The organism is Nostoc sp. CALU 546 (genome assembly GCF_048836525.1).
The window spans coordinates 1-13,504 of the sequence record NZ_JAWJTF010000056.1; the positions used below are offsets into that span (position 1 = coordinate 1).

Consider the following 13,504-nt stretch of genomic DNA (forward strand, 5'->3'; position numbering starts at 1 on the left):
AACACACGCTTGCACATCGGATTCTGCAACTACAAATAAGATGACATTGCGCAAAGGATCTGTACTATTAGTTAGAAAGCTCTGAGTATTATCGTCATAAGCTTCAATTTGCCAGCTTTCTCCAACAATTGCAATGCAGCCCTTTGTCACAGTGGACTCCGCAGGGGTGAACCGTCGAATCAGCACAAATGGCTCTGCGGGTTCGGGAACGCCGAAGCGTTTTTGCAGATCGTTACCGACTTCTTGAATTTTAGAGTCAATAAAACCTTTGAGATTGTTGAATAAATCATCGAACATAGCGATCGCCTAAATCATCTTATTTTTAGTATTCCCTTTGAAGGTTGCAAATGAGATTACCCATAGAAACTGACCAAGGTTAAAGATTTTCTCAAATAAAGATGTTTTTGAGAGCAAACAAGGGATAAATAAAGATAGTTACATCTTTAGTGACTATTTTCTTAGTTTCCTATGACCTATTGCCTCAGAATTGCCGACTTACCTACAAATGAGCGTCCGCGTGAACGATTAATGACGCATGGTGCCAAAATTTTAGCCACAGCGGAGTTAATCGCAATTCTTCTAGGCACCGGTCAAGGGCCGGGAAAACTCTCTGCTGTGGGTTTGGGACAATATATTTTGAGCGAATTAGCCAAACACCAACGCGATCCTTTGGTAGTTCTGCGAGAAGTTAGCCCTGCTGAGTTAATGCAAATTTCTGGTGTTGGCCCGGCAAAGGCGACAAGTATCTTAGCAGCAATTGAATTGGGTAAACGTGCTTTTCAATCTCGACCCAATGATGGCACATTAATTGATAGCCCACTTGCTGCTGCTGCTACCCTTAGTCAAGATTTGATGTGGCAAATACAAGAACGTTTTGCAGTGGTGTTATTAGATGTCAAGAATCGCTTATTGGGTACGCAAGTAATTACCATTGGTACCGCAACGGAAACCTTAGCCTCTCCCCGTGATATTTTTCGGGAAGTTATTCGCCAAGGCGCAACGCGGGTAATAGTTGCCCACAACCATCCTTCTGGGAACCTTGAACCCAGCCAGGAAGATATAGAATTGACGCGTCAGTTGTTAGCAGGGGCACAGCTTTTGGGCATTCCGGTACTAGATCATCTGATTTTGGGCAATGGCAATCATCAGAGTTTACGGGAAGTGACAACCCTTTGGGATGAGCATCCGCAGGGGGATTAAAATAATTCGTAATTCGTAATTCGTAATTCGTAATTCGTAATTAAAGACTTGTGAGAATTGCAACACGCAGATCCCGGACTTCTTTAAAAAGTCCGGGATCTTGTTTCTGCGCGTTTGATTTAGGATTGCTATGGTAAAACTTATTTGCTTTCCTGCATATTTCTGACTAGTTTAGTCACTAGCTTTCTGGGAGTAAATCTTACAGATTCAGCAAGGAGCTTATTTTTAATTCCAGGAACTACAACAGTTTTGTTTTCTAATAGACCACGATAGCCGATTTGGGCTACTGTTTCCGCAGTCATAATTTTTTGACCGCTTACTAGCTTTGAGTCTTCCATTGCGGCTCTTTGTTGAAAACCAGATTCGGTAGGCCCTGGACAAAGCGCCGTTACAGAAACACCTGTATCTTCTAACTCATTTGCGATCGCTTCTGTGAACGATAATACATAAGCTTTGCTAGCGTAGTATACTGCCATCAGCGGCCCTGGTTGAAAAGCAGCAGTCGAAGCCACGTTTAATATTTTTCCAGACCCCCGCTTCACCATACCCTTTAGGAATAATTTGGTTAAATGTGTGAGACATAAAACATTAACCTGTAACATTTGCATTTCAGCATTCAGGTCAATTTCGTTAAATAATCCATAGGTAGCAAAACCAGCATTGTTTACCAGCACGTCAACTCTGATAGATGCTTGTTCTAGCTCAGTGAAAATTTCTTCTGGGGCTGATGGATTTGATAAATCCTTGGAAATAACTTTGACAACAATGCCAAATTTATTTTTAAATTCATCGGCGATTTTATTCAGCTTGTCCACGCTTCTAGCTACCAACACCAGATTGTAACCATCTTGAGCAAATAACTTTGCAAATTCATAACCGATGCCGCCAGATGCACCAGTAATAAGAGCCGTTTGTTTGCGATTACTCTGCATAATTTTTTCTTTGTTAACAGCTTAAACAATGAATCATTTAGTTATTAGCTATTATTAACCTAACGCTCTTGAACCTTAATTATTCTCTCTTTACAATACTTAAAAAGCGCTAATTAATTTAAACTAATCACTGACTACACAACAAGCATTCCTCACACTACTACTTACAGCAGATTTAAAATTAGTGAAGTACACAAGCTAAGTCTTAAAGCCAGATATTTTACTTCTGAATTCTAACTCCTGAATTCTGAATTCTGACTCCTGAATTCTGCTGTAATTTATTGCCACCGTGAAATTTCCAAGCGGACTGCCACATTTTGGCCTAATACTCTTTGGCCACGTTCAGGTAAGGGAACGTATGCAACATATACATTTGAACTGGATTCTGAAGTGGGATTTAAGTTCGTTACTGGCTCTTTTTCAACGGAATTCCAACTGTATTTAGCCTCATAAGTACCATCTGTTGCGACAACGTCAGTAATTAGATAGTCAGTCCACAAAGGCACTTGGTCGAGATGACTGTCACGTAACCAATTTGTCTCTTGTTTTGTGAAAGAATGTAGTGCTAAACGCAGGGCATATCTACAGACATTATTATCACTAGCTGAGTTTTTTGGGATTAAAAAGGCTGTAAATAGAGGAACGGGTTTATCTGTTCTGGTTAACTCTTGTGTGATTGGGCAATAATGAGCGATCGCTTGTTCATATATAGGAGTAGGAAGACCACGCAAAGCAACCCTAGTTTCTAGTTGATAAAAATTCTTGTTCTGTTCTTTTAAATCGACATTACTCAGAGACAGTTTCACCTGAATATCACCGAACAAAAAGCGTTGCAGATTTTGATAACCTTCTTCCGAGTTTAATATACCATAACGTCCACCATGAGCGCGATGAATATATGCACGATGAGATCCTGTGATGTAGGCTTTATCAATCTGAACTAAACCATCACTTTTCACCCCGACAGCCTTTCGTGAAAGACCCAAAGCCTCTTCATAATCATGTGCATTAGTGCCGATTAGAGAAAAGACGCGGCTTGGCGAAAATGCATTCTCTATACTTTGTAACTTTTCTAGTTGAAAATTATTAGGTAACTTATCGGTTGGCTTAACATAAGGTGTTAAATACTGGTACATCCGCTGAGGGCCAAAATCATCAGAATTATTCAATTGAAACCTGTCCCTCAGTTCTTCCAGCAAGCCACTTCCGACTTCAAAATAAATGCCACCATGAGGTGTACCGTAGGTAAAGAATTTATCAATGTGAGCGGCAGCTTGCTCACCTTTTTCTGGATAAATCTTTTGAATCAAGCTTCGACAAACAAGGCCTCCCATTGAGTGGGCGACAAGATAAACTTTGTCTGCACCCGTCGTTTTCTTAACGTTTTGGATCAAGTTTCTTAAACCCTTAGCTATCTCCTCCATCTCCTGACGAACTACACTTGAGGAGCCAAAACTAGGTGTAGTTACATCATAAAATCGGTAGATCCAAATAGTTTTATGAAGTTGACCAGACAATCTTTTAATCTGATTGCTCACATTCTGATTGTCAACAATCGGTTGATAACCATGATCAGTCATTAGCCGCAGCAATGGACTCTCAAAAACAAACTTTTGGGGATTTTCTTTCTGGTCTACTCGAATATGTGTTGAACCACTATTGAACCCATAAAATGGATCGTTAACTGTTTGTTCAACATCTTTTTGTGTCCCTGCATATCCACGAACAAAGATTATTGGTAAATACTGCATCTATATCCTCACTAGTTATTGAAGAAGAATTCAGAAGTCAGAATTCAGGAGTCAGGAGTCAGAATCAAGACGCGACGCTGGTTCCTCTCTACCGCTACGCTATCGTGGACTCGCTTGCCGCCAGCGCTATCCGCCACTCACACAGAAAACATTGCTGAATTCTGTTCGATAAATATTTTTGCTCGTTCCCATATTTAACATGGGAACGAGTGCAGCATCCAGACAATTTGTCTTAGAAAGTTTTCACAAACTCAATTAGGGCTTTCTTATCTTCATCTGGCAGATTTGAGCCAAAATAATGACCCTCATCTTCAACGAAGTCGGGAGATTTGTTGGCTCTTAAAAGCACACGTGCTAATTTACCTTTGATTCCACCGCCCGGTTTCAAGTCTTGGAAAAGGCTGCTGAGATTGAGAGATGTAATCGCCTCTCTAATATTGATGCTTGCCAGCAAATTCACAGGTGTACCTTTAGGAATAGGAATCCTAAATCTCGGATTTGGATCTCCTGGAGGAAGCTCTAATTTAGTATCTTGAGATGTCCTGCTGATAATTCCTTCACGCTTTTCAGGCCACAGCAACTTTTCCATAGCATCCGTATAGGCTTCCACACGTCCTTTCACTGAAGGATCTTCGTTGTAAAGTCCTAGTGTGTTGTTGTGCAGAAGTGGTGCTGTTGCCCAAATACTAACTAGCGAAGGTGTGCGGTAATATCCCAAACCGCCATCTGGTATTTTAAATTCAATGGGTTTTTTCTCATCGAAGGGGTTGTACAGCGTCAAATTACCTGGTGACGGTAGTTCTTTGTAGGTTTTAGACGAGAACTGATCCCAAATATGCCCCTTAGTAGCATTTGTCCCTAGCGATCGCGCCGCATTGGTACCAATTAGTGTAACTGGATAACGCTGGTCATCAGACAAGAAGTTGTGGTCGAGAAAATTACTACTGAGTACAGATTCTTCATACCATTTCTGAGCCTGTTCGGAGTCAGCAGCAATTTCAGCAGGTGGCTTTTTGCTGGAATGGCAACCAGCACAAGTACTAGCAAAAACCAGTTTGCCACGTTTGAGAACTTCTTCGTCTTTGGTCAATAACTCTTCACCACCCGGTGCATCTTTCAAGTGCATCGGCTTGATGGTTTTCAAGAATGCTTCGGCATCAGCCATGCGTGCTTCTGTCTGTCTCCAGCCTTCGCACTCCTTCCGCGCCTTTTCGATATCAAAAGGTTTTTGGGGAGTTCTGCCTAATAAAGGTTCATGGAGAGTCGTCCAGTAATCGCCGCACATCCCAATATTGACGTAGACGCGTAGTGAGGCATTTGCCACTCCTGTAGAGTCTGCACCATCCTTGAGAATATGATTGACATCCTTGATTGAACCATCGTTCATTACTTCTGGATATGTGGGGCGATCGCCTAAATTAAAAATGGCATTGATCGCATTCGGATTGTTGATGTGATCGTTACCAATCCGAGAAGTATCAGATGTACCCGGCCTTTGAGAGTCAAGTACTTGCTTAACAAAACTATTTGCCCCAACGCTGGATGCAAATAATTTGCTTTCCTTGATGTACTGATTACCCAATGCTGCTACAAGATTTTCCCATTTCGGGTGTTCCTTATCTTTGGGTGGGTTGAGAGGATCTAACGCTACATGACAGATGGCGCAAGACTGCCCAATTACGTATGGAGGCTCAACTTGTGAAGTTTTGGCATATTCAACAGAGTTCCATTTTGCCGAGTCGAAGTTGGGGTTTTGGAACTTACGCAACCCGATAACGCCAGTTGAAAGTGGATCTTTGCACTTATCTAGCCACAAACCGTATTCATCTGGTGTTGTTGCTTTCTCACATCCAGGATCGTTAATAGCGCCATAGCGTTGGAATCGTTCATCATGCACACGCGAATCAATCAGCTTTAGCAGATCAACACCGCCATGTGTCCGCTTCGCTAAATCACGATAGTACTTAGCGTTACCGCCAGTCCATAAGTACCAAGTACAACGGCCCCGTTTCTCGGCATCTGTCAAATTCTCTATTTTGTAGTCTGGGAGATAACCGATACCCTCACAGTTATCAGGGTATTCAGATACACCCGCATCTGAATGGCTAGTACTTATGGACGTAGGTGTTTCACTATACTCATCAGCTAAAGCTGTAGGCGTTCCATAAAAGCCGCAGACTATAAACATAGTCACGAATAGCAGGAGCAGACAGCCCTTAAAAATTAGACTTGTCTTTTTCATAAAACTCTTTCTTTGTAAGACCTAAACCTTCTCCACAGCACCTCACATTTGCAGAGGTACACTAATACTTCATCACTAATTTCCCATTTTCCAGATTTAGTCTTGGGATATTTTGATGATTTTAAATGTACCTTACTGAGGTTAGTTATATATGAACTTACTACACAAGTTTGCAAAACGTCATCAATAAACTTTTATACATTTTTAAACCAAAAATTTAAAAATTTGTAAACTTACAATGGTGTTCAATAACCAATTTGCTATGGTTATATCCATTCCCTAGGTACTTGGTTAAGTTTGTAACAAATTGTTAGAAGCTAATCTTAAGGTTGACTTAACCTTTTAAGAGAAATAAAGACGAAAGTTTTCATTTTTCTTAAGATTTTGTTTGTTTATTTTGTAGGTTTACAAACTGCAAAAGACTTTATATAACTGTAAAAACCAATAAGGATAAACATCCATGCTGAAACTTGGTAGGAAAATATAAGTAACAAAAACTTAATACTTAGCTTTCGCATCCGAAAACCTCCACTGTAGATTTGTAGAGATAAAATATTACCCTCCCAGAGACATTAGAAATCATAATTCTCTGGCGAGGCTATTCGTGCTACGAAAAATTCTGACACCTAATTTTATTGCCGAAAAAACACAAAAGACAGAGGAACAGATGGAAAACGATATTATCTTTGAACCATTGAGATTCCGTAATCTCACAGTAAAAAATCGGATTTTTCGCTCTAGTATTTCTGGAAGATGGGATAACTATGATGGTTCAGGAACCCAAGCCCGAATCAACTGGGAAGAAAAGTTTGCTCGTGGTGGTGTAGGGGCTATTATTACTTCCTTTGTACCAGTCGCCATCCGGGGAAGAATTATGCCCAATTATGCCACTATTGACTGTGATGAACGCATTCCTTTTTGGCGGAAAGTAGGAGAAAAAGTCCACGAATATGACTGTAAATTTATCTTGCAATTAAGTCATTCGGGGCGACAGCAGGACATTGCTGGTGTAGAAAACTTAGGAAAAAAAGCCTTAAGTTCCACTAGCCAAACTGAGCCATTTCACGGATTTTTGTGTCAAGCGATGACACTAGCAGAAATTAAAGAAACAATCCAATACTTTGCCGATGGTGCTAGACGGGCCCGTGAAGCAGGTTTAGATGGAGTAGAACTGCACAGTGCGAATGGATATCTTTTTAACCAATTTCTCAGTTCTGGAATTAACGATCGCCAAGATGAATATGGTGGCTCATTAGAGAATCGAGCGCGGTTTCTGCTAGATGTAATTAGAGCAATTCGTAAAGAAGTAGGTAATGACTTTCATCTGCAATTTAAAATTAGTGCCGTTGACTATAACAACGCCGTCACCTTTTGGGAAAAACCAGGTAATACCATAGAAGATTCTATCCAAGTTTGTAAATGGGCAGAAGAAGCTGGGGCTGATGGCATCCATGTATCAACTGGTAGCTTATTTCCTCACCCACTCAATCCCATTGGTGATTTTAATTTTGATGTTATTACTAAAACTTATGATGCGATGTTGTCGAGTGGCGTTGAAACCACACGCAACTACATTTTATTTCGCAAATCATTTCTGCATCCAATTTTCAATCTTTTATGGAACCGTGTGAAAAAGCAATTACCTCCTCAAGCATTTAGTGGCAATGATGTAAAAGATCCCAAAATTAAGCAGTTATTAATAGAGAACCAAGGCAGAAACTTACTAGATTCCAGAGAGATTAAAAAGCACGTTAATATTCCCGTATTATGCACTGGTGGTTTACAGCAAGCTTCATATATTCGTCAAGCAATTAATGATCAGTATTGTGATGGTGTCACAATGGCTCGTACCCTAATTGCTAACAATTACTTAGTTAAATCTTTTCAAGAAGGTAAAGACTTAGCAGATAAACCATGTACTTATTGTAATAAATGTCTGTTGAATGTAATTGAAAATCCCTTGGGTTGTTACGAGCAGGATCGCTTCAATAGCTATGAAGAGATGATGGAAGAAGTAATGTCAGTTTTTCATCCAACTCAGTTTGCCAATTCATCTAAATAAAAAGCGATGGGTATCACATTGACAATTTCGCTTACAGATAATCTCGACAATATGGGGAGTGTTTCATGACTGAACAAACAAACCCTACCCTACTTCCGACCTCAATTAAGGGAGTATTTCAGCGGATTTGGGTGGTGATTGTAGGCATTGTAGCAGTAGCAGTATTTTTCCTTTGGCCTGTTTTATCTAACTCCCCAGTGGATTATGCTGATATTGAAAACCACTTTAAATATGGTTCAATCGGCAGCGAACCCATCAATGGCATCCCTTACTGGATTTGGAAAGTTTTACCAGAATTATTCCCAGATAAATTACCCGGACAAGGTTATAATTCTTTGGGATTTATCAAAGAACCTGACAAAGATTTACCTGTAGGTTTTTCGCAACGAAGAGTCTTTATTGACCGAGTTGGGTTGAATTGTGCAGTATGTCATACAGGGACACTGCGAGATACCCCTAATAGTGAACATCAAGTCATGACTACGATGCCTGCTAATGTGCTGAATTTGCAGGGATATATCAAATTTTTATCAGCAGTTGGTGTGGATGAGCGCTTTACTGCTAACCGGATGTTACCAGAAATTGAAAAAATTAGTGGTGGTCTTAATCCCATTGAAAAATTACTTTATCGCTTCATTGCAATTCCCCAAACTAGAGATGCACTAATTAATCAGGCATATCGACTTAAGTTTGTGGAAGAACAACCAGATTGGGGGCCAGGAAGAGTAGATACTTTTAATCCTTATAAAGCAATTCAATTCCATTTCCCAATGGATAAATTGCGTGAAGATGAACTGATTGGTACTTCTGATTTCCCCTCAATTTGGAATCAAAAACCCCGCGAGGGATTGCAGTTACATTGGGATGGTAATAACACATCTGTTGATGAACGTAATAAGAGTGCAGCCTTAGGAACTGGAGTCACACCCACAACAATTGATTTGCCTCGAATTCAGAGAGTTGCTGATTGGCTGTGGGAACTACCACCACCCAAATATCCTTATGAAGTTAACGAAACTTTAGCGGCTACAGGAAAACCACTTTTTGAAAGTAATTGCGCTAGTTGTCACGCTTTTGGTGGTGCGTATACAGGCAAAGTTGTACCAATTCAAGAAATTGCTACAGACCCTCATCGCCTAGATTCATTTACTTATGAAACCATCTCTAACCAAAATACGCTGTATGCAGGTTATCCGTGGCGCTTTAAGAATTTTCGCAAGACTAATGGCTATGCGAATATGCCTCTTGATGGTGTTTGGTTACGCGGCCCTTATTTGCACAATGGTTCAGTCCCTACCTTACGGGATTTACTAGAAAAACCAGAGAACAGACCACAAGAATTTTATCGGGGCTACGACGTTATCGATAGAGAAAAAGTTGGTTTTGTCTCTGATGTAGCCGAAGAAAATGGTAAAAATTACTTCAAGTTTGATACAAAACTTGATGGTAACAGTAATAGCGGTCACTTATACGGCGTTGATCTTTCCCCAGAAGAAAAAGATGCGATCGTTGAGTACATGAAGAAACTTTGAAAAATCTTTTAGCGAGAAAAACCTAAGTTTATGGCAATACTTAAGTCAAAATTAGGGAAAATAATCACCTCAATTGTTGTAGTTATTATCCTTGCTTTTGGGGTTGTGGGTTATGTGGGATGGTACAACCTTTTCCGCGAAGTTCCTAGCGAAGTTTATGAGTTACCGGAGGATCATTTTAAATATGGTTCTATTGGTACAGAACAAGCGCAAGGTGTACCGTATTGGATTTGGTTAGTATTACCACGCATATTTCCCGATAAGCTACCAGGCCCAGGCGGTTATACTTCTTTGGGAATTACCTGGGAAGAAGGTAAAGAGCTACCAGTCGGTTTTTCTAAAAAAACAATTGGGTTTCCCAGAGTTGGAATAACTTGTGCTGTTTGTCATCATGCTACTTATCGAGAAAACCTCAAAGATAAGCCAACAATTATTGCAGCTGGGCCTGCTAATAGATTTGATTCTCAAGGCTATATCCGCTTTCTCGGTAACGCTGCTAGTGACCCCAGATTTGAACCGGATTATATACTTGATGAAATCAAATATAGTCATGAGTTTAGCTGGTTAGAAAACCTGCTTTATCGTTTTATAATTATTCCCCAAACAAAAAAAGGGCTGCTGCAACAAAGTGCAGACTTTGCTTGGACTGATTCTCGTCCTAATTGGGGGCCAGGTAGAATTGACCCGTTTAATCCTGTGAAGTTTACTACTTTAAAGTTGCCTAAAGATGACACCATTGGTAACTCAGATATGATGCCTCTGTGGAATCAAAAGCAACACCAAAACTTTGCCCTGCATTGGGATGGTTTAGAAACTTCGCTGCGAGAAACGGTGCAGACTGGAGCGATTGGTGACGGTGCAACTAAAGAGTCTCTACCAGTAGAGGATCTCCAACGAGTAGAAGATTATATTTCGGAATTACCGCCTCCTAAATATCCGTTTGCAGTTGATGAGCAACTAGCTACACAAGGAAAAGCGATTTTTAGCAGTACTTGTGCATCTTGTCATGCATTTGGCGGCGAAAGGACTGGTAAGGTGATTCCTGTTGAAGAAGTGGGAACTGACCGCCACCGTCTAGATATGTGGACGCAGCAAGCAGCAGATACTTACAACAAATTTGGTGATGGTTATGCTTGGGACTTCAACCAGTTGCGAAAGACCAATGGTTATGTTTCTGTCTCTCTTGATGGTCTTTGGTTAAGAGCGCCTTATCTCCATAACGGTTCGGTGCCATCCCTACAAGACTTGTTAGAAAAACCGGAGAATCGTCCCCAATCTTTTTATCGAGGATTTGATGTCTATGACCAGAACAAAGTTGGCTTTATTTCCGAAGGAGAAGAAGCGCAACGTGTAGGTTTTAAATATGACATTAGCGTTCCTGGTAATAGTAACCAAGGACATATCTATGGCACTAATTTACCTGTCAAAGATAAACAAGCATTAGTCGAATACTTAAAAACTTTGTAACCAAGTTATGAACAAATATGCTGTTTGGTTCCGGGCGCTCGTCTGGTTAGGTGTTATCCAAAACTGCGTGATGGGTATACCCGCTATCTTCGCACCGAATTGGTTGCTGGAATTACTCCACCAAAGACCTACCGAAGACCCGGTATGGACTTCGTTTGCTGGCTTGCTAGTGGTTCTGCTGTCGCTGTTCTACATTCCGGGAGGAAATGACCCGTACCGCTACACATCTAATGCGGTACTAGCGATCTTTGCGCGATCGCAAGGAGTGATCTTCTTTTTCTTTATTTACCCCAATGTTTATCCCGTCTTCGGGATTATCGACTTGGTATTTTTCTTGTTCCAAGCACCACTGTTGATACTGACCATGCTCAACAAACCTCAAGCTTCTACGCCGGATAACGATGTTTTAAAGTATGACGGGTCTACCTACAAAGAAGTAACTTGAAGTTGCTTGTTAGGTGGAACTAATTTTTAGATCACAAAGATGCGATAAATCGCCGTCTCTACAATAATTAGTCTTTTGTAGAGACTGCGATTTATCGCGTCTCTTGCCTTAACCGAACAGTATTGGAAGTCAACCTTCTTTTTGATTCGGCAAAACACCCTCAAGCATAGATTCTAATTCTTTATTTAACCGACCAGATTTGACAAATTCTGCATAAGTATCTGCCTCAATTGCCAGCAGTTCTCCTCGAAATTGTTCTGTTGTAAAGCTCTGAAGATTGGGATATTCACCCTGTAATTTGTCAATTTCTATCCGTAAATCTGCAAGTTCACCTTTGATTAGTGTCTCTTGATAACGACGAAACTCTGGGTCAATACCTGGGCGTTTGTCTGCCTGGAGATGTTCTAGAACGCGTTCTAAGGCAACATGACGGGCAACGAATTCTAAATATTGCTCACGTAAGGGTGCATCACCTAGCAAATTGAGTTTCTCTAGCAATGGTTTGATGGTTAACCCTTGGACAAGTAGAGTAAATAAAACTACTCCAAATACCGTTGCAATGATTTTTTCTCGCTCTGGTAATGTTACTGGTACACTCAATGCCAAGGCAATGGAGACGGAACCACGTAACCCACCCCACCAGAGGATAGTTTGTTCTGGTAACGAAATGTCCGATTTGGTGATGCTAGTACTAAATTTGGTGAGAATCAAAATAGCAACTGCTCGCATCAAAATCATTGCTACCACTGTCACCATTATGATTTGCAGGTTTTCGCCTAAACTAGCAAAGCGTATTTGGTCGCCAATTAGTAAGAAGACAATCGAGTTAACAAAGAACGCCAAAAATTCCCAAAATTCGGAGACAATAATCCGAGTGCGGGGATTCATGCCGATACGAGAGCCAAAGTTGCCTAAAATCAAACCTGTGGTGACAACCCCAATTACCCCAGAACCGCCTAAATCTTCGATAATCAGGTAAGTGCCGTAGGCGGAAACTAGGGTTAAGGATTGCTCCACCAAGGGTAAATCGAAGCGCTGGGTGAGATAGGAAATCCCAAATCCAATGAAAGCTCCTACCCCTACACCAATGCCAACAACTGTAAATAACTGCAATAAAATTGGCTGGAATTCCAATTCCACAGTTCCCAAAGATAACGCCACCAAAAAACTAAAGGCAACTACAGCCATGCCATCATTGAATAGGCTTTCACCTTCCATTAAGGTGGTAAGACGACTACCTACACCGAGTTGGCGGAACAAAGCGGTGACAGAAACCGGGTCAGTGGCAGATAGACTGGCGGCGATGAGTAAAGCTGTAGTTAGGGAAATACCAACGAATTGATTGAGAGCGATCGCTACTCCTGCTATTGTAATTAACACCCCAAACACTGCATACAAGCAAATTGGCACTAAATCCCGCTTCAGTTCTGACCATTTCAAATTCCATGCGGCTTCAAATAGCAGCGGTGGTAAAAAAATGAACAAAATTAATTCGGGGGAAAGGGTTACTAAACGCACATCCACCAACGCCAAACCTAACCCAACAATCACCAGTAGTAAGGTGTAAGGGATATTGCGAAACCAGCTAAATATCTGCGGTAGTGTCGCCACACCTAGAGATACCGAAAGTACCAGTAAAAACTGCTTGAGATTGTTTGTAATCACTTCTTCAGCGATCGCGGATTCAAGTACCATAAGTAAATTCCTGGTATAATTTTGCATTTATTGAAACAGAATTCAGGAGTCAGGAGTCAGAATTCAGAATTCAGAATGAAGCCGTGAATTTTGTATGTTTGGCAGACTTAGATATGACTATTTTCAGATGACACCAATTCAATTTAAGACTTTAATTAGCAGAGAATGAAGATTTTAC

Annotated in this window: 9 protein-coding genes and 1 pseudogene; 5 read left to right on the forward strand and 5 right to left on the reverse strand. The window is 40.8% G+C overall.

Annotation, left to right across the window (positions count from 1 at the left end):
• Positions 1 to 297: pseudogene (locus tag RRG12_RS24520) on the reverse strand (hypothetical protein); the annotation flags it as partial.
• Positions 298 to 468: 171 nt separating this feature from the next.
• On the opposite strand from RRG12_RS24520, the gene radC reads away from it, so the two are divergent.
• Positions 469 to 1,200 carry a RadC family protein gene (gene radC / locus RRG12_RS24525; RefSeq protein ID WP_420758499.1) on the forward strand — a complete coding sequence of 244 codons (732 nt, stop codon included), beginning with the start codon at positions 469 to 471 and terminating at the stop codon, positions 1,198 to 1,200.
• Between the two features lie 140 nt (positions 1,201 to 1,340).
• On the opposite strand, the gene RRG12_RS24530 is transcribed toward radC, so the two are convergent.
• From RRG12_RS24530 to RRG12_RS24540, 3 genes are all read right to left on the reverse strand, one after another.
• Positions 1,341 to 2,132, reverse strand: a complete 792-nt coding sequence (locus tag RRG12_RS24530) for an SDR family NAD(P)-dependent oxidoreductase (RefSeq protein ID WP_420758498.1) — start codon at positions 2,130 to 2,132, stop codon at positions 1,341 to 1,343.
• A gap of 278 nt (positions 2,133 to 2,410) precedes the next feature.
• Positions 2,411 to 3,883: a lipase/acyltransferase domain-containing protein gene (locus RRG12_RS24535; protein ID WP_420758497.1), complete on the reverse strand. Its 1,473-nt coding sequence runs from the start codon at positions 3,881 to 3,883 to the stop codon at positions 2,411 to 2,413.
• A 232-nt stretch (positions 3,884 to 4,115) separates the two neighbouring features.
• Entirely contained in the window at positions 4,116 to 6,125 is a 2,010-nt protein-coding gene (locus tag RRG12_RS24540; RefSeq protein ID WP_420758496.1) for a hypothetical protein, read from the reverse strand.
• Between the two features lie 604 nt (positions 6,126 to 6,729).
• Here RRG12_RS24540 and RRG12_RS24545 point away from each other — a divergent pair.
• From RRG12_RS24545 to RRG12_RS24560, 4 genes are all read left to right on the forward strand, one after another.
• Positions 6,730 to 8,187 carry an NADH:flavin oxidoreductase gene (locus RRG12_RS24545; RefSeq protein ID WP_420758495.1) on the forward strand — a complete coding sequence of 486 codons (1,458 nt, stop codon included), beginning with the start codon at positions 6,730 to 6,732 and terminating at the stop codon, positions 8,185 to 8,187.
• Positions 8,188 to 8,252: 65 nt separating this feature from the next.
• On the forward strand, positions 8,253 to 9,719 hold the full coding sequence (locus tag RRG12_RS24550) for a cytochrome c (protein ID WP_420758494.1): 1,467 nt from the start codon (positions 8,253 to 8,255) through the stop codon (positions 9,717 to 9,719).
• Positions 9,720 to 9,749: 30 nt separating this feature from the next.
• Positions 9,750 to 11,186 carry a cytochrome c gene (locus RRG12_RS24555; RefSeq protein WP_420758493.1) on the forward strand — a complete coding sequence of 479 codons (1,437 nt, stop codon included), beginning with the start codon at positions 9,750 to 9,752 and terminating at the stop codon, positions 11,184 to 11,186.
• 7 nt (positions 11,187 to 11,193) lie between these two features.
• Positions 11,194 to 11,631, forward strand: coding sequence for a hypothetical protein (locus RRG12_RS24560; protein WP_420758492.1), 438 nt, complete (start codon positions 11,194 to 11,196; stop codon positions 11,629 to 11,631).
• Between the two features lie 129 nt (positions 11,632 to 11,760).
• Here the strand turns inward: RRG12_RS24560 and RRG12_RS24565 are convergent, their stop codons facing one another.
• Complete coding sequence (locus tag RRG12_RS24565) at positions 11,761 to 13,326, reverse strand: cation:proton antiporter (protein WP_420758491.1); 1,566 nt, start codon at positions 13,324 to 13,326, stop codon at positions 11,761 to 11,763.
• Between the last annotated feature and the right edge of the window lie 178 nt (positions 13,327 to 13,504).